Raw genomic sequence first — 16,782 nt, forward strand, 5'->3', positions numbered from 1 at the left:
AATGTCTGACGTGACCGTCGTAAACTGTCCGACCTGCGGTAAACCGGTCGTCTGGGGGGAAATTAGCCCCTTCCGCCCATTTTGTTCTAAACGCTGTCAGTTAATTGATTTGGGCGAATGGGCCGCCGAAGAGAAACGAATCGCCAGCAGCGGCGACCAGTCTGATAGCGACGACTGGAGCGAAGAGCGCTAACGGTGATGGCTCTGTTGAGACGGCAATATCGCCTTATGACAAAAATAATCAATAAATACGCGTAGTTTTGGCGCCATATGCGCGCGGCCGGGATAATACAAATAAAACCGGTCCGCCGCAGGCAGCCACTCCTCAAGTACGGAACACAACCGCCCATCCTGTAAGTCTTCGTGGACATCCTGTTCAAAAACATAGGTTAGCCCTGCCCCATCACGCGCGGCGGAGAGACGCAACGCTTTATCATTCACCATTAACGCGGCTTCCGGCGTAATTTCCAGCCGTTGCGCTCCGTGAACAAACTCCCACCGATATAGCCCGCTCTCACGCGTAAAACGATGGCAAAGGCAGCGGTGATTGATGAGTTCCTGAGGGTGCAGCGGCGTGCCAAAACGCGCAAGGTATGCAGGGGATGCTACGATCGCCGGGCGTAAAACATCACCGAGCGGAACGACATTCATATCAAGTTGTACCGCATCGCCAAAGCGAATACCGGCATCAAAGCGTTCGTTAATTAAATCCACAAAACCGTCATTCACATCGATATCCAGCCGAATATCGGGATAATCGCGCATGAAACCGGCGAGATTAGGTTGTAACAGAAGCGTAGCCGCCGTGCGCGGTACGGTCAGGCGTAATGTCCCTCCGGGTATATCGCGGCTCTGGCGGGCATGTTCCATCGCCTCATCAATATGGTTTAATGCGGGCCTGATACTGGCAAGAAAGGCATGTCCTGCTTCTGTCAAACCGACACGCCGGGTGGTTCGGTTCAACAATTTCACGCCAAGTTCATCCTCCAGTTGGCGCATATTCTGACTTAACGCCGATGTAGAAATATGTAACTGCGCCGCTGCCCGCGTGAAGCTATGGTTTTCAGCAATCATGCAAAAAGCATGCAATATGGACATCACATCATGACGCATTATTAAGCCAGCCTTCATAAACCATGCTTATTCCCCCTATTTTTCATCTTATACGCCAGGTATAGACTGCCTGCCATGCACAAAATATCCTCATGGAGGTAGTATGCAATATCGTACATTAGGCGCAAACGGACCGCGAGTGTCAGCCATCGGACTGGGATGTATGGGCATGAGCGCATTTTACGGCGCTCATGACGACAGCACCTCAATTAAGACGCTACATTATGCGTTAGATCAGGGGGTAACACTGCTCGATACCGCAGATATGTATGGCCCTTATACCAATGAAAGGTTAGTTGGAAGAGCCATCGCCGATCGTCGCGATCGGGTATTTTTAGCGACGAAATTTGGTATCGTTCTCGACCCTGCTAACCCTATGGCGCGTGGCGTCAATGGCAGACCGGAGTACGTTCGCCGTAGTTGTGAGCAAAGCCTGCAACGCCTGGGGGTCGATCATATCGATCTGTACTATCAACATCGCGTTGATCCATCAGTTCCCATAGAAGAGACTGTCGGTGCAATGGCGGACCTGGTGCGCGAGGGAAAAGTGCGTTATCTCGGGCTATCCGAAGCATCAACGCAAACGCTGGAACCGCCCATAACGTTCACCCTATTACCGCGCTGCAAAGTGAGTATTCGCTTTGGTCCCGCGAAGCGGAAATTTCAGCACTTTCCACCTGTGAACGGTTGGGTATAGGATTCGTCGCTTACAGCCCGCTGGGACGCGGATTTCTGACCGGTACGATTAAAACGCCAGAAGATTTTGCTGCGAATGACTTCCGTCGCACAAATCCCAGGTTCATGGGTGAGAACTTCTCGCGCAATTTACGTCTGGCTGAAGCAATAAAACAAATGGCACGCGAAAAAGAGTGTACCCCCGCACAATTAGCGCTGGCCTGGCTGCTGGCCCGCAACAGGCACATCGTTCCCATTCCCGGCACCCGCCACTGCGCCAGGGTGGATGAAAACCTCGGCGCGTTATCACTGACCCTAAGCCCGCAGGAGCTGACGGCAATTGAGGCGGTTTTTCCTCACGACGCCGCGGCCGGCCCCCGCTACTGGCCGGAAATTATGTCGACATTAAATCGCTAATAAGATCGATGGGGATCGTGTTGCGATCCCCCACTAAAGCGCAAATTGGCGTAATTTACGAATAATCGGTTCATTGGCCGGCGGAAAATCGTCCGTACTCAACGCGTTCTGCGCGATCCACCGTCCCGGCTGTCCTTCTTTCCCCCACGGTTCGCCATCCCAGCGTTCAACCAGCCAAAACCACAGCGTAATGTGTCTATCCGGGAATTGATATTCCAGAGTGTCGAATAGTGTCACCTGTGTTGGCGTAATCCCCACCTCTTCCTGTAGCTCCCGGATCAACGCCTGCTCTGGTGTTTCGCCGGCTTCAATTTTTCCGCCGGGAAATTCCAGCTTGTTCGCCATATGCGCATCAGCGGCGCGTTGGGTAATAAAAATTTCGTCGTTCGGGTTGCGGATAATCCCAACCGCGATTTGCAGTTTTTTCATCTTGTTGCATCCATAAAAAAGGCGCAGTCGCCTGCGCCTTTTTATCTGTGTTCAATGCCAGGCCGAATAAGCGTAGCGCCCTTCGGCAATAATGCCAGTACTGACCTGATGGCAACACATTATGTCTTATCAGGCCGGTAAGTTTATCGCATTAGCTCAGGCGACCATGACACTGTTTGTATTTCTTACCGGAACCGCAAGGGCAAGGATCGTTACGTCCAATCTTACGTTCGCCGGTTTGGGCGGCCAGATCGGCAGCCACGGCGGCATCGTCATCCTGATGGCTTAGCTGCTGCATCTGCGCCAGGCGCTCCGCCTCTTCGCGACGCTGCATTTCCATCGCTTCGACCTCTTCAGGCATACGTACCTGGACTTTGCTCAGGGTACTGATCACTTCATATTTCAGCGATTCCAGCATCGCGGCGAACATAGCGAAGGATTCGCGCTTGTATTCCTGCTTCGGATCTTTTTGCGCATAGCCGCGCAGATGAATACCCTGACGCAGGTAATCCATCGCCGCCAGGTGCTCTTTCCACAGGGAATCGAGCGTTTGCAGCATCACGCCTTTTTCGAAATGACGCATCATTTCAGCGCCAACCACCTCTTCTTTACGCTGATACACCTCGATGGACTGCGCCAGGATGCGCTCACGCAGCGTCTCCTCATGCAGCTCCGGCTCTTTATCCAGCCATTCGGCAATCGGCATCTCCAGGTCGAAGTCGTTTTTCAGGCGTTCCTGCAAACCCGGGATATCCCACATCTCTTCCAGCGACTGCGGCGGAATGTAGGCGTCGATAGTCTCCTTAAAGACATCTTCGCGAATGCTGTTAATGGTGTCGCTCACGTCAGACACATCCAGCAGTTCGTTACGCTGGGTATAAATTGCACGACGCTGATCGTTCGCCACATCATCATATTCCAGCAGTTGCTTACGAATATCGAAGTTACGGCTTTCTACTTTACGCTGCGCGTTAGCGATAGCTTTCGTCACCCACGGGTGCTCAATCGCTTCGCCCGGCTTCATCCCCAGTTTACGCATCATACCGGAGACACGATCGGAGGCGAAAATACGCATCAGCGCATCTTCCATCGACAGGTAGAAACGGGAAGAACCCGGATCGCCCTGGCGACCGGAACGGCCACGCAGCTGGTTGTCGATACGGCGGGATTCATGGCGCTCGGTGCCAATGATATGCAGGCCGCCGGCAGCCAGAACCGCGTCATGGCGTACCTGCCAGTCCGCTTTAATCTGCGCAATCTGTTCTTCCGTCGGCGCTTCCAGCGCAGCGACTTCCGCCTGCCAGCTACCGCCCAGCATAATATCGGTACCACGACCCGCCATGTTGGTAGCGATAGTGACCGCCGCTGGATAACCAGCCTGCGCAACGATGCCTGCTTCGTTGGCGTGGAATTTTGCGTTCAGTACGTTATGTTTGATGCCCGCTTTGGTCAGCTCTCTGGAGACCACTTCAGATTTCTCGATAGAAATCGTCCCGACCAGCACTGGCTGACCGTTCGCGGTACGTTCTTTAATATCTTCGATAATGGCCTGGATTTTTTCCGCTTCGGTCATGTAGACCAGATCCGGCAAATCTTTACGGATCATCGGACGGTTGGTCGGAACAACGACGGTGTCCAGCTTATAGATAGAACTAAATTCGAAGGCTTCAGTATCCGCCGTACCGGTCATACCGGCCAGCTTTTCATACAGACGGAAGTAGTTCTGGAAGGTAATAGACGCCAGCGTCTGGTTTTCATTCTGAATTTCAACGCCTTCTTTCGCTTCTACCGCCTGGTGCAGACCGTCAGACCAGCGACGCCCCTGCATGGTACGACCGGTATGTTCATCAACAATGATGACTTCGCCGTCTTTCACAATGTAATCCACGTCACGGGTAAACAGCGCGTGCGCGCGCAGCGCGGCGGTGACGTGATGCATCAACATAATATTGCCAGGCGAGTAGAGCGACTCGCCTTCATCCATAATGCCTTCTTGCACCAGTAGCTCTTCGATCAGCACCAGACCGCGTTCGGTCAGGTTAACCTGGCGCGCTTTCTCATCAACGGAGAAGTGGCCTTCGCCCTGGAAAGTGTCAGAATCTTCTTTCTCCTGACGAATCAGGTGCGGAATGATTTTGTTCACTTTTTTGTACATTTCCGAGCTATCTTCCGCCGGGCCGGAAATAATCAGCGGCGTACGCGCTTCATCGATCAGGATGGAGTCGACTTCATCCACCAGCGCATAATGCAGTTTACGCTGCACGCGCTCTTCCGGGCTGAACGCCATGTTGTCGCGCAGGTAGTCAAAACCGTATTCGTTGTTAGTGCCGTAAGTGATGTCGGCAGCGTAAGCTTCACGTTTGGCTGGCGCAGGCATACCTGGCAGGTTGATACCAACGGACATACCGAGGAATTCGAATAGCGGGCGGTTGTTTTCGGCGTCACGCTGCGCCAGATAGTCGTTCACGGTTACCACATGAACGCCTTTGCCGGACAGCGCGTTCAGGTAGGCTGGCAGCGTTGCGGTCAGCGTTTTACCTTCACCAGTACGCATTTCGGCGATACAGCGATCGTTGAGCACCATACCACCCAATAGCTGAACGTCGAAGTGACGCATCCCAAAGACGCGTTTACTGGCTTCACGCACCACCGCGAACGCTTCCGGAATCAGGCTCTCTACGCTTTCGCCTTTTTCAATACGGGCGCGAAATTCGTTGGTTTTCGCTTTCAGTTCGTCATCGGAGAGTTTTTCCATCTCCGGTTCCATCGCATTAATAAGGCTGACGGCCTTACGCATACGACGCAGCGTACGATCGTTACGGCTACCGAATACTTTGGTTAATAATTTGATTAGCATAATAAAGTCTCAAATGCCCCGCGCCGCGGAGCTACAAATAAAGTAAAAGGGTCTTTTTTCGTTAGCTGAGACGTTGCGGACCGGCGCGGATACCCTGCGCCTGACTTATCCAGGCCGGGATGCTAAATGCGGTTTGTGGCGCAAAATACGCCAGGGAGAGGCGACGAACAATCGCCGGCGGCGTGCCCTCCTGCGTGAGCATCGCGCTGAGCGTATTCAGTAAGGCGATATGATGCGCCTGTAATGGCGACGGCGCGTCGGCAACGGGCAGCGTTTGCGGCGCCATTGCAAAAGAAAGGTGGCGAATCACCGTGCGAATAGCGTGCTGATGCCAGTAATCTACGGTGAAATTGGGACGACGGTTAGAGGCTTCTAACAGCGCAAAATGGCTAAAGTTAACTTTAGACGCGGTGCTGGCGGTCGTCCTTGCAGGCGTATTGGTTTCAGCGGCGTTACTGAGCGCGGGCAAACCAAAACTCGCCGCGACCATCCCTAATAAGAGATGCGGCCAGAAGTATCGTCTGCCTAACTGTCGCCAGCGCGTCAGTATTCCACTCACGTCATTGCCACCTGATATGCCCCTCATGGGCTTACGGAATCAAAACAATTTGCGCACAAATCTTATCATTAAAGCGTACGCGCTACAGCAGTAATGACGAGAAGCTAAGGTGAAAATCGGCTAAGAAAACAGCGAACGCGCCGTGTTTCCATTTAACCCTGTCAAAATGGCTGTATTAAGGAAAGCGCAGATAAAGGATAGTAAAAAAAACAACTGGCTCGCCTGGCCGGAGAGAGTGCCAGGTTAACCAGTCGAATTTTATACGACAGCGTATGTCGTTATGCCAGTACCGTCGAAGGCGCTTTGAAAGCCAACGGCAGTTCTGCGTCGTCCTGGAAGGTCACAAATTCCCAGGCTTCCTGTTTTGCCAGGACTGCCTGTAACAATTTATTATTCAATGCGTGACCGGATTTATACGCGGTAAACGCACCAATAATATTGTGACCACACATGAACAAGTCACCGATCGCGTCAAGCATTTTGTGACGAACGAATTCATCTTCAAAACGCAGGCCGTCTTCGTTCAATACGCGATAATCGTCAACAACGATGGCACAATCGAAGCTGCCGCCCAGGCACAGGCCGCGGGACTGCAGATATTCGATATCACGCATAAAACCGAAGGTACGCGCACGGCTGATCTGGCGCATGAACGCATCCGCAGAGAAGTTCATCGCGTAGCGCTGGCTGCTGGAATCGATCGCCGGATGGTTAAAGTCGATGGTGAAATCCAACGTAAAACCATTGTACGGTCTGAATTCAGCCCATTTATCGCCATCTTCAACCCGAACAGTCTCTTTGATGCGTACGAATTTTTTGGCGCAGTTCAGTTCATCAATACCGGCGTCAAGCAGCAGGTAGACAAACGGAGCGGCACTGCCATCCATGATCGGGATTTCCGGGGCATTAACCTCAATAACGATGTTATCGATACCTAAGCCCGCCAGAGCAGCGTTCAGGTGCTCAACGGTTGAAATCCGTACATCATGCTCATTCACCAGACACGTACAGAGCATGGTATCACGCACAGATTTGGCATCGGCCGGGAAATCTACCGGTGGATTCAAGTCGGTGCGACGATAGATGACCCCGGTATTGGCCGGCGCAGGGCGTAATGTCAGGGTGACTTTTTTGCCGGTGTGTAAACCGACGCCAGTCGCCTGAACGATACGTTTAAGTGTCCTTTGTTTGATCATCGTATAATCTCGCCAAATTACCTATCCAACCGAAGTGTACTATACATTCGGCGGGCCAGTTTAGCACAAAGAGCCCAGAATCCCAAATTCCAGCTAATTCTTAATCAGCTTGCTTACGCAGGAATGCGGGGATATCCAGATAATCCGGCTCTTTCGCCGCCTGTGGTGTATTGTCGTTAACCACTTTCGCGACCGTTTTTTGCTCCTGCGTCAGCGGCGCCATACCGTGCTGCTGATAACGATCCAACACCGGCTGCTGCACCTGTTTATTGGTCACCAGGGTGATTTCCGGACGTTTGTCCATACCAATACCGGTCGCCACTACCGTCACGCGCAGTTCATCATTCATATCCGGGTCCAGAGAGGTACCGATAACCACGGTGGCGTTATCCGACGCAAACGCGCGAATGGTGTTACCGACGGTTTCAAACTCGTCCAGACGCAGGTCGAAGCCCGCCGTAATGTTGACCAACACGCCGCGCGCGCCGGACAGGTCGATATCTTCCAGCAGCGGAGAAGAAATAGCCATTTCAGCCGCTTCTTCCGCACGGTCTTCACCGCTCGCCACGCCGGAGCCCATCATTGCGTAGCCCATTTCAGACATCACGGTACGCACGTCAGCAAAGTCGACGTTCATCAGGCCCGGGCGGGTGATCAGCTCTGCGATACCCTGAACCGCGCCTTTCAGCACGTCGTTAGCCGCGCCGAACGCGTCGAGCAGGGAGATACCACGGCCCAGCACTTTCAGCAGCTTGTCGTTCGGGATGGTGATCAACGAGTCCACATGCTTGGACAGCTCGGTAATACCCTGCTCCGCAAATGCCATGCGCTTTTTGCCTTCAAAATTGAAAGGCTTAGTCACCACGGCAACGGTCAGAATACCTAAATCTTTTGCCACTTCAGCAACCACTGGCGCCGCGCCGGTTCCGGTACCGCCGCCCATGCCTGCCGCGATAAATACCATGTCTGCGCCTTCAAGCGCCGCACGCAGCGCTTCACGGTCTTCGTCCGCCGCGTTACGACCGACTTCCGGGTTAGCGCCGGCGCCCAGACCTTTGGTAATGCCGCTACCAATTTGAATGGTCTGGCCAACCGCCGTTTTACGCAACGCCTGAGCGTCGGTATTCACCGCGAAGAATTCAACACCTTCGATGCGCTCGCGCACCATGTGTTCAACAGCGTTACCGCCGCCACCACCGACGCCGATGACTTTAATCACCGCGTCGTTGGTTAGTTCCATAGGTTCAAACATAATCTCTCTCCGTCATGTGCCTGTCGCCTGAGGCCGTAATATCTGGCGGCCTCATAAAAATTAAAACTCTTTTCGCAGCCAGCTATTAAGTCGCTTGATCCACGAGCCAACTGATGCCGTAACACGTTTTTCCACTTCTGCTTCACCGTTTAAGTGGGACTCTTTCCCGTAGTGAAGCAATCCCACCGCCGTTGAGTAATACGGCTCCTGGGCATAATCCGTCAGACCGGTGATATTCAGCGGCGCGCCGATACGCACCTGCGTATGAAACACGCGCTGAGCGCAAGCAGCAAGCCCTTCGATTTGCGCCGCGCCGCCGGTTAACACAATCCCCGCCGCCAGGTGATGTTTTACCCCTTGTTGGCGAAGCTGTTCCTGTAATTGCAATATCTCTTCGTTGACCAGATTGAGCAGCTCGGTGTAACGCGGCTCAATCACTTCCGCCAGCGTCTGACGTTGCAGGCTGCGCGGCGGACGCCCGCCCACGCTCGGTACTTCAACGCTCTCGTCTTTACCGACGATGGAGCCCAGTGCGCAACCGTGGCGAACTTTAATGGCTTCAGCATCGCTCGGCGGCGTACCAAAGGCATAAGCGATATCGCTGGTCACCACGTTCCCCGCGTAAGGGATCACTTTGGTATGACGCAGCGCGCCGCCAGTATAAACGGCGATATCCATTGTACCACCGCCGATATCCACGACACAGACGCCCAGTTCACGTTCATCTTCCGTTAACACGGAATAACTGGCCGCCAGTCCGGCAAATATCAGTTGGTCAACTTTCAGACCACAACGTTCAACAGCTTTGACAATGTTTTTTGCCATATCGTTGTGGCAGGTAATCAAATGTACTTTCGCCTGCATACGCACGCCGGAAAGACCGACCGGATTTTTAATGCCTTCCTGGTAGTCAATGGCGTACTCCTGAGGAATCACATGCAGCACGCGATGCTCATCGCGCACGCGCACTGACTTCGCAGTATGCACGACGTTTTCCACATCTTCTTGCGTCACTTCCTCTTCGGAAATGGGCACCATGCCAATTTCATTCTGACAGCTAATATGTTTGCCGGAAAGCGCCAGATATACCGAGGAGATCTGGCAATCGGCCATCAATTCCGCCTGGTCAATGGCGCGCTGAACGCATTTCACCACTGACTCAAGGTCATTCACCCCGCCTTTATCCATACCCCGCGATGGGCAACTGCCCACGCCAATGATATTGACCATACCGTCGGGCAGAACTTCCCCTACTAAAGCGGCAACCTTCGCGGTGCCAATCTCCAGTCCTACTACCAGTTTTCTGTCCGTCGCCTTGATCATTGTTGTTCTGCCTGTGCCTGATTCTGTTGCTGATTAGATTCCTCAGGGGGGAGCGGCGCCCAGCCAACTGCCGCACCTGAGTCATAACGCAAATCAACGTAGCTAATCCGTTTGCCATCGGTTTGCGCCTGCTGCTGTAAAACCGGATAGAGTTCTACAAAGCGAGCCAACCTTTTCATCGTATCGCCCCTGCCGAGATTGAGCTTAATGCCGTTATTAAGCGTCAATTGCCAGGAGCGACGTGCGGTCATCGCCGCTTCCTTTAGAGTGAATTTATCCTTAGCCAGCACCTGCCCCATCTCGCGGTATCCCTGCAACACTTCACTCGCGCTGCCTTCCGGGCCATACAACATGGGTAAAACCTGTTTGCCGATGCGGTCTGACGGCACACTGAAGGTGTTCCCTTCAGCATCGACCATATGTTGATCATTCCAACGCGCAATCGGCACATATTCAACCAGATGAATCTTCAATTCATCAGGCCACTGTTTTCTGACGCTGGCCTGTTTAATCCACGGCAAACGCTCAATCTGGCTCTGGATAATGTTCACATCCTGCGTCATGAAGGTTCCCGGCGCGCCCAGAGCCAGTATCGCCTGACGGATATCATCGTTACGCGTGTAGTGACGCTCGCCGGTTAATACCAGCTTTGATAACGGTAAACGCTGCGCATCTTCCATCCACCCTAACACGACCCACCCGCTAACAAACACGGTGCACAGTACCGTCAGCAGGAATAAAATTCCTGCAAGACGCGTTCCATTATTGCGGCGTGAAGAAGGCGTCTCTTCATCACTGTTTCGCGTGTTCAGCGCAGCCTGCGACATATCAGTCCGCCAACTCCAGAATTCGTACCACTAACTGCGAGAAGCTCATTCCCGCCTGACGCGCCGCCATCGGCACCAGACTATGGCTGGTCATCCCCGGAGAAGTATTGGCTTCCAGCAGATAAAACTGACCATCGCTGTCCAGCATGACGTCAATACGCCCCCATCCCGTGCAGCCTAAAGCTTTCCATGCCTGCAGGACGAGAGACTGTAGCGCGGCTTCCTGGGACGCATCTAAACCGGCAGGGCAGAAATACTGAGTCTCATCAGAGAGATACTTCGCCTCATAATCATAGAAGGTTCCTGCCGGTTGGATACGAATTGACGGTAAAATTTCTTCGCCAACTATCGCCACCGTAAATTCCGGACCGCACAGCCATTTCTCAATCAGTATTTCGTCATCATGCTGAAAAGCCAATGATAACGCACCCTGTAAAGCATTTTCTTCTACTACTTTCGTCATACCGACGCTGGAGCCTTCACGGCTGGGTTTGACGATCAGCGGTAAACCCAGCGCCGAAATTCGCGCTTTTTGTTCTTCGCTAAGGCCTTTTTCAAACTCAGCGCGCGTCAATGCGACCCACGGCGCAACCGGTAAGCCCGCGCCCTGCCACAGCAATTTACTGCGCAGTTTATCCATGGAAAGCGCCGAGGCCATCACGCCGCTGCCGGTATAAGGCAGGCCGAGCAGCTCAAGCATTCCCTGTAAGGTGCCATCTTCACCGCCGCGGCCATGCAACGCAATAAAGACCTTCTGAAAGCCCATTGCTTTAAGCTGCGCGACATCGACCTCTTGCGGATCGACGGGATGCGCATCAATACCGCCTTCACGTAACCCGGCCAACACTGCCGCGCCGGAATTTAACGAAACGTCCCGCTCCGCAGAGGTTCCGCCCAACAGGACCGCGATTTTATCAGCCATGTTGCTCTTCCTCCTGGATTTGCGGCTTCAGCTTGATTTCAGATAAGTAACGCGCAATTTTGCCAACATTTCCTGCGCCTTGCACTAATATCAAGTCGTTACCCGTCAGCACCGGCGCTAACATTGTCGCAACCTGAGCCGGATCGGAAACCAGAATCGGGTCAATTTTTCCCCGATTACGAATCGTACGACATAAAGAACGGCTATCCGCGCCCGGAATCGGCGCTTCACCCGCCGGGTAAACGTCCAGCATCAGCAGCGCATCGACCTGGGTCAGCACATTGGCGAAATCGTCATACAGATCGCGCGTGCGCGTGTAACGGTGCGGCTGAAACAGCATCACCAGGTTTTTATCCGGCCACCCTGCTCGCGCAGCTTTAATGGTGGCGTCTACTTCAGTCGGATGATGGCCATAGTCATCCACCAGCATCGCCGTCCCGGCTTTACCATTCACCGGCTCAAGCGGGAACTCGCCGAGGAAGTCAAAACGACGCCCGGTCCCCTGGAAGCTTTCCAGCGCGCGCAGGATAGCGTCATCGTCGATGCCTTCTTCGGTCGCTACCGCCACTGCTGCGGCGGCATTCAGGGCATTGTGGCGACCCGGCGCATTCAACGTGACATGCAGATCCGGCATTCCCTGGCGCAACAGCGTAAAGTGCCCCTGCGGCCCTATCTGCTGATAATCTTCTACGCGGACGTCAGCATCCTCGCTAAAGCCATACGTCGTGGTCTGACGCCCCACCCGCGGCAGCAGCTCGCGGATGACCGGATCGTCGACGCACATTACCGCGCGACCGTAGAACGGCAGGTTATGCAGGAAGTTAATAAACGTCTGCTTTAAATTTTCAAAGTCGCCATGATAGGTATCCATATGGTCGGCTTCGATGTTGGTGACGATCGCGACCATCGGCTGCAAATGCAGGAAGGACGCGTCGCTCTCATCTGCCTCGGCAATCAGGTAACGACTATGGCCCAGACGCGCATGAACGCCTGCGGCTTTCACCAGTCCGCCATTCACAAAAGTCGGGTCCAGCCCCGCTTCGGCATAAATACTGGACACCATCGCGGTCGTTGTGGTTTTTCCGTGCGTCCCGGCAATGGCGATGCCGTGGCGAAAACGCATCAGTTCCGCCAGCATTTCCGCACGGCGAATAACCGGAATACGCGCTTCATGCGCCGCGACAATTTCCGGGTTATCCGCGGAAATTGCGCTGGAAACGACGACCACGCTGGCATCACGCACATTTTCCGGACGATGGTTAAAGAAAATCGTCGCCCCCAGGCTCGTCAACTGCTGGGTCACCGGATTCGGCGCTAAATCGGAACCACTGATCTGATACCCTTCATTGGCCAGAACTTCGGCAATACCGCCCATACCAGCACCACCGATGCCGACAAAGTGAATGTGCCGAACGCGACGCATTTCGGGCACGATGGAACGCAGTTTTGCCAGTTGTTGTGTATTCATTCTTTACGCCATTAACTCCAATACCCGCCATACTTCAAATTGCAGATGCGTTGGCTTGCCTGCAACCCAAATTATTGAGGGTAGAAAAACCCTGCGATGCAAAAGGCACCGCCACAAATTATGTCCGGGCAACCCGGCTGACTTCACTGGCGACGCGCTCGGTAGCATCCGGAATGGATACCGCGCGGGCACGCTCCGCCATGGTTAACAACGCCTCGCGCGACCACCCCGCCAGGGTGTCGGCGACAGCCTCTACAGTAAACTGCGGCTGCTCAAAAATCTTAGCTGCGCCGGCGTTTTCTAACGGCAGCGCATTCCAGTACTGCTGCCTGTCTTTATGCTGAAACGGCACGAATATCGCCGGTAACCCGGCGGCGGCGATCTCGCTCACCGTTAAAGCGCCGGAACGGCACACCACCACATCCGCCCACGCATAGGCGGCGGCCATGTCATCGATAAATTCCGTTACCTTATGCTGCGGTTGTCCCACCCCGGCATACGCCTGCTCTACCGTGTGCTGCACGCCTTTTCCGCTTTGATGCCAGATTGTAACCGTATCGCCCAGTCTGGCGGCAACCTGCGGCATCGTCTGGTTCAGGACTCGCGCCCCCTGAGAACCGCCGACCACCAACACGCGAATCGGGCCGTCACGACCGGCCAGACGCACCTGCGGCAACGGCAACGCCAGTACGTCGGTACGCACCGGGTTACCCACCACTTCCGCGTTCGGAAACGCACCGGGAAACGCCTGCATCACCGTGGTCGCGATTTTGGCCAGCCACTGATTGGTTAGCCCGGCGATACCGTTTTGCTCATGCAAAACGACCGGAATACCCAATGACCAGGCGGCAAGACCGCCGGGGCCGGAAACATAACCGCCCATTCCCAGCACGACATCCGGCTTAAACCGCTTCATGATCGCCCGCGCCTGCCGCCAGGCGTTAAAAATCCGCAGCGGCGCCGCCAGAAGCGCTTTTACGCCTTTACCGCGCAGACCGGAGATCCGAATAAAGTCAATGTCGATGCCATGCTTCGGCACTAAATCCGCTTCCATACGATCGGCGGTACCCAGCCAGCGAACCTGCCAGCCCTGGGACATTAAATGATGCGCAACGGCCAGTCCCGGGAACACGTGCCCGCCGGTACCGCCCGCCATCACCATTAACCGCTTCGGTTGACCACTCATCGAGAACCTCGTGTAAACGCCTGCGCTTTTTCCAGACGCGTTTCATAATCAATACGTAATAAAAACATAATGGCCGTCGACATAATCAACAGACTCGACCCGCCATAACTGATCAGCGGCAGCGTAAGACCTTTGGTCGGCAGCATCCCCGCGGCCGCGCCAACGTTTACCAGCGCCTGGAAACTAAACCAGATACCGATAGAACACGCTAAAAATCCGGAAAAACGGTGGTCAATCTCCAATGCCTTACGGCCAATCGACATCGCGCGAAAAGCGACGAAGAATACCATTAAAAGCGCCAATACCACACCGATATAACCCAGTTCTTCCCCAATAATGGCGAAGATGAAATCAGTGTGCGCCTCCGGCAAATACTCCAGTTTCTGCACCGAATTCCCCAGCCCTTGCCCCCATATCTCACCGCGACCAAAAGCCATCAGCGACTGCGTCAGCTGATAACCGCTGCCGAACGGATCTTCCCAGGGGTTCCAGAACGAGGTAACACGGCGAATACGATACGGTTCGGCGAGGATTAACAGAATCACCGCCGAGATGCCCATCCCGATAATGGCGATGAACTGCCATAATTTCGCCCCGGCGAGAAACAGCATCGCCAGCGTGGTGACAAACAGTACGACCACTGTCCCGAGGTCAGGCTGCGCCAGCAGTAACACCGCCAGCACCAGAATCACGCCCATTGGTTTTAAAAAGCCGCGCAGGTTATTTCGCACTTCATCAACCTTACGCACCAGATAGTTCGCGAGGTAGCAGAACAGCGACAGCTTGGTAAACTCCGCAGGCTGAATACGCAGCGGCCCCAGCGCAATCCAGCGCGACGCCCCGTTGACCGAGCTCCCGACGACCAGCACGATAAGCAGCATAATGATCGACGCAATCAGCATCGTCGTGCTGTATTTTTGCCAGAAGGTCATGGGCAAACGTAGCGTGACCATCGCCAGACAAAATGCCAGGAAGATATAGAGCGCATCACGTTTGGCAAACAAAAACGGATCGTTCGCCAGGCGCTGCCCGACTGGCATGGAGGCCGACGTCACCATGACAAAACCAATCGCCGCCAGCCCGAAGGTCAGCCATAGCAGCGTGCGGTCATACATGATCAGACTGTCGGCGTCTTTATCGCGCGAAGCCATCACCCAGCCTTTAAGCGCCGCAAACAGCCAGGCCAGGAGGCCAAAGCCTGGTACGCGCGGCATTCTCAGACGGGGGAGAGATAAACGCATCAACCTAACTCCTTCGCCAGACGGGTAAAGACATCGCCCCGTTGCTCAAAATTTTTAAACTGATCGAGGCTGGCGCAGGCGGGCGACAGCAGCACCATATCACCCGGCTGAACGCGCGGCGCCAGCAAACGCATCGCCTCTTCCATCGTCTCAGTCTGTTGGGCGATTTCCGGACGCAGTGCGGCAAGCTGCGCGCCATCGCGCCCAAAGCAATACAGGCGGATACGATCGCCGGTCAGATAGCGTGTCAGCGGAGAAAAGTCTGCCGACTTACCGTCGCCGCCCAGCAGCAGATGTAGCGTACCGTCCACATGCAAACCGTTTAGCGCCGCTTCGGTACTGCCGACGTTGGTCGCTTTCGAGTCGTTGATCCAACGTACGCCGTTATGCTCCAACGCCAGCTGGAAGCGATGCGCCAGACCAGTAAATGTCGTCAACGCCTTCAAACTGCTGGCGCGCGGCAGACCTACGGCATCCGCCAGCGCCAGCGCCGCTAACGCATTGGTATAGTTATGCTGACCGGAAAGCTTCATCTCTTTCACGTTCAGCACCTTCTCGCCTTTGACTCGCAGCCAGGTTTCGCCCTGCTGACGATTAAGGTGATAATCGCCCATATTGACGCCAAAGCTGACGCAGCGCTCATCGGCCCCACGAACCGGCATCGTCAACGCATCATCGGCATTCACTACGCACACTTTCGCCTTCTCGTAGACGCGCAGTTTCGCCGCCCGGTACTGTTGCAAACCAAACGGATACCGGTCCATATGATCTTCAGTGACGTTGAGCACCGTTGCCGCCGCCGCTTGCAAACTTGAGGTAGTTTCCAGTTGGAAACTGGATAATTCCAGCACGTACAATTCGCGATCGGCATCCAGCAGCATCAGCGCCGGAAGACCGATATTGCCGCCAACGCCGACATTGACGCCCGCCGCTTTCGCCATCTCGCCCACTAAGGTGGTCACGGTGCTTTTGCCGTTCGAGCCGGTGATGGCTACAATCGGCGCTTGCGCTTCGCGGCAAAACAGTTCGATATCGCCGACAATTTCTACTCCAGCGCTGGCGGCAGCGCTCAGCGAAGGGTGCGCCAGAGCAATACCAGGGCTGGCGACGATTAAATCCGCCGCTAAGAGCCACTCGTCGTTCAGGCCGCCAACGTGACGCTCAACCTCTTGCGGCAGCTTATCCAGACCCGGCGGCGTCACGCGAGTATCCATCACCCGCGGCGTCACGCCGCGAGCGAGAAAAAAGTCCACGCAAGAGAGTCCGGTTAAGCCCAGACCAATAATGACGACGTTTTTGTCCTGGTAATCAGCCATG

Annotated in this window: 14 protein-coding genes and 1 pseudogene; 2 read left to right on the top strand and 13 right to left on the bottom strand. The window is 54.5% G+C overall.

The features are described 5' to 3' along the window. Position 1 precedes the first annotated feature (1 nt). A complete protein-coding gene (gene yacG, locus J1G48_RS18315; protein ID WP_001286419.1) occupies positions 2-193 on the top strand; it encodes a DNA gyrase inhibitor YacG in 192 nt (63 codons plus the stop codon). On the opposite strand, the gene J1G48_RS18320 is transcribed toward yacG, so the two are convergent. Further along, a complete protein-coding gene (locus tag J1G48_RS18320; RefSeq protein WP_001538994.1) occupies positions 190-1,131 on the bottom strand; it encodes a LysR family transcriptional regulator in 942 nt (313 codons plus the stop codon). The genes yacG and J1G48_RS18320 overlap by 4 nt on opposite strands. An 85-nt stretch (positions 1,132-1,216) precedes the next feature. On the opposite strand from J1G48_RS18320, the pseudogene J1G48_RS18325 reads away from it, so the two are divergent. Beyond that, positions 1,217-2,205: pseudogene (locus J1G48_RS18325) on the top strand (aldo/keto reductase). 33 nt (positions 2,206-2,238) lie between these two features. On the opposite strand, the gene mutT reads toward J1G48_RS18325, so the two are convergent. From mutT to murD, 12 genes are all read right to left on the bottom strand, one after another. Beyond that, a complete protein-coding gene (gene mutT / locus J1G48_RS18330) occupies positions 2,239-2,634 on the bottom strand; it encodes an 8-oxo-dGTP diphosphatase MutT (protein WP_000736053.1) in 396 nt (131 codons plus the stop codon). Positions 2,635-2,785: 151 nt separating this feature from the next. Beyond that, positions 2,786-5,491, bottom strand: a complete 2,706-nt coding sequence (gene secA / locus J1G48_RS18335) for a preprotein translocase subunit SecA (RefSeq protein ID WP_000905758.1) — start codon at positions 5,489-5,491, stop codon at positions 2,786-2,788. Between the two features lie 61 nt (positions 5,492-5,552). Then, positions 5,553-6,050: a secA translation cis-regulator SecM gene (gene secM, locus J1G48_RS18340; RefSeq protein ID WP_000014333.1), complete on the bottom strand. Its 498-nt coding sequence runs from the start codon at positions 6,048-6,050 to the stop codon at positions 5,553-5,555. Positions 6,051-6,328: 278 nt separating this feature from the next. Continuing rightward, positions 6,329-7,246: a UDP-3-O-acyl-N-acetylglucosamine deacetylase gene (lpxC, locus tag J1G48_RS18345; protein ID WP_000595487.1), complete on the bottom strand. Its 918-nt coding sequence runs from the start codon at positions 7,244-7,246 to the stop codon at positions 6,329-6,331. A gap of 100 nt (positions 7,247-7,346) precedes the next feature. After that, positions 7,347-8,498, bottom strand: coding sequence for a cell division protein FtsZ (gene ftsZ, locus J1G48_RS18350; protein WP_000462785.1), 1,152 nt, complete (start codon positions 8,496-8,498; stop codon positions 7,347-7,349). Between the two features lie 60 nt (positions 8,499-8,558). Beyond that, a complete protein-coding gene (gene ftsA, locus J1G48_RS18355; protein WP_000588463.1) occupies positions 8,559-9,821 on the bottom strand; it encodes a cell division protein FtsA in 1,263 nt (420 codons plus the stop codon). After that, positions 9,818-10,648, bottom strand: coding sequence for a cell division protein FtsQ (gene ftsQ / locus J1G48_RS18360; RefSeq protein ID WP_000075728.1), 831 nt, complete (start codon positions 10,646-10,648; stop codon positions 9,818-9,820). The genes ftsA and ftsQ overlap by 4 nt, the downstream gene beginning before the upstream one ends. Position 10,649: 1 nt before the next feature. Next, the gene (locus tag J1G48_RS18365) at positions 10,650-11,570 is read right to left on the bottom strand and encodes a D-alanine--D-alanine ligase (RefSeq protein ID WP_000763894.1); all 921 of its coding nucleotides are present in this window, start codon (positions 11,568-11,570) and stop codon (positions 10,650-10,652) included. Then, entirely contained in the window at positions 11,563-13,038 is a 1,476-nt protein-coding gene (gene murC / locus J1G48_RS18370) for a UDP-N-acetylmuramate--L-alanine ligase (protein WP_001096072.1), read from the bottom strand. The genes J1G48_RS18365 and murC overlap by 8 nt, the downstream gene beginning before the upstream one ends. Before the next feature lie 118 nt (positions 13,039-13,156). Beyond that, positions 13,157-14,224: an undecaprenyldiphospho-muramoylpentapeptide beta-N-acetylglucosaminyltransferase gene (gene murG / locus J1G48_RS18375; protein WP_000016623.1), complete on the bottom strand. Its 1,068-nt coding sequence runs from the start codon at positions 14,222-14,224 to the stop codon at positions 13,157-13,159. Then, on the bottom strand, positions 14,221-15,465 hold the full coding sequence (gene ftsW / locus J1G48_RS18380; protein ID WP_001239803.1) for a cell division protein FtsW: 1,245 nt from the start codon (positions 15,463-15,465) through the stop codon (positions 14,221-14,223). The genes murG and ftsW overlap by 4 nt, the downstream gene beginning before the upstream one ends. After that, positions 15,465-16,781 (bottom strand): UDP-N-acetylmuramoyl-L-alanine--D-glutamate ligase, encoded by a 1,317-nt coding sequence (gene murD, locus J1G48_RS18385; protein ID WP_000796445.1) that lies wholly within the window; start codon positions 16,779-16,781, stop codon positions 15,465-15,467. Before murD ends, ftsW begins: the two co-directional genes overlap by 1 nt. Position 16,782 lies beyond the last annotated feature (1 nt).

The sequence above is a fragment of the Salmonella sp. SAL-020 genome (genome assembly GCF_017372215.1).
In the GTDB taxonomy this organism is placed as follows: Bacteria; Pseudomonadota; Gammaproteobacteria; order Enterobacterales; family Enterobacteriaceae; genus Salmonella; species Salmonella enterica.

Excerpts from the sequence above, each read along its gene's own strand:
- yacG (WP_001286419.1), top strand. The coding sequence starts at position 2 with ATGTCTGACGTGACCGTCGTAAACTGTCCGACCTGCGGTAAACCGGTC.
- J1G48_RS18320 (WP_001538994.1), bottom strand. The coding sequence starts at position 1,131 with ATGAAGGCTGGCTTAATAATGCGTCATGATGTGATGTCCATATTGCAT.
- mutT (WP_000736053.1), bottom strand. The coding sequence starts at position 2,634 with ATGAAAAAACTGCAAATCGCGGTTGGGATTATCCGCAACCCGAACGAC.
- secA (WP_000905758.1), bottom strand. The coding sequence starts at position 5,491 with ATGCTAATCAAATTATTAACCAAAGTATTCGGTAGCCGTAACGATCGT.
- lpxC (WP_000595487.1), bottom strand. The coding sequence starts at position 7,246 with ATGATCAAACAAAGGACACTTAAACGTATCGTTCAGGCGACTGGCGTC.
- ftsZ (WP_000462785.1), bottom strand. The coding sequence starts at position 8,498 with ATGTTTGAACCTATGGAACTAACCAACGACGCGGTGATTAAAGTCATC.
- ftsA (WP_000588463.1), bottom strand. The coding sequence starts at position 9,821 with ATGATCAAGGCGACGGACAGAAAACTGGTAGTAGGACTGGAGATTGGC.
- ftsQ (WP_000075728.1), bottom strand. The coding sequence starts at position 10,648 with ATGTCGCAGGCTGCGCTGAACACGCGAAACAGTGATGAAGAGACGCCT.
- J1G48_RS18365 (WP_000763894.1), bottom strand. The coding sequence starts at position 11,570 with ATGGCTGATAAAATCGCGGTCCTGTTGGGCGGAACCTCTGCGGAGCGG.
- murC (WP_001096072.1), bottom strand. The coding sequence starts at position 13,038 with ATGAATACACAACAACTGGCAAAACTGCGTTCCATCGTGCCCGAAATG.
- murG (WP_000016623.1), bottom strand. The coding sequence starts at position 14,224 with ATGAGTGGTCAACCGAAGCGGTTAATGGTGATGGCGGGCGGTACCGGC.
- ftsW (WP_001239803.1), bottom strand. The coding sequence starts at position 15,465 with ATGCGTTTATCTCTCCCCCGTCTGAGAATGCCGCGCGTACCAGGCTTT.
- murD (WP_000796445.1), bottom strand. The coding sequence starts at position 16,781 with ATGGCTGATTACCAGGACAAAAACGTCGTCATTATTGGTCTGGGCTTA.